The organism is Paraburkholderia sp. BR14320 (assembly GCF_040948665.1).
GTDB classification, from domain to species: domain Bacteria; phylum Pseudomonadota; class Gammaproteobacteria; order Burkholderiales; family Burkholderiaceae; genus Paraburkholderia; species Paraburkholderia youngii.
In genome coordinates this window covers 1-250 of the sequence record NZ_JBFPKG010000391.1, presented here as the reverse complement: position 1 = coordinate 250, position 250 = coordinate 1, and the positions used below count along the sequence as shown (strand labels likewise).

Annotated in this window: 1 protein-coding gene; it reads right to left on the bottom strand. The window is 62.4% G+C overall.

Going from position 1 to position 250, the window contains the following annotated elements; genetic code table 11:
* Positions 1–213: hypothetical protein (locus AB3X89_RS40775; protein ID WP_368588119.1), on the bottom strand; the 213-nt coding region annotated here is incomplete at its 3' end.
* Positions 214–250 lie beyond the last annotated feature (37 nt).

Genomic DNA, 250 nt, shown 5'->3' with positions numbered 1-250 from the left:
CAGCACCGCATTCAGGCCCGCCTCGTCGGAGACGTTGTCCCCGGTGATCGCGATGTGGTGGACATTCATCTGCGGGTCGATCGACAGGTGCATCTTGCGCCACGGCGTCTGGCCCGCGTCGCGGCCGGCTTTGTTCAGCAGGGTAGGCCCGCAGTTGGTTGCGGACGCAACTAGAGCTTTTTGACGCAAACGGCCTTGCCGAAGCTGTTCCACAGATTCACGAGGTTCGCGATAATCACGCCCTCGCGCT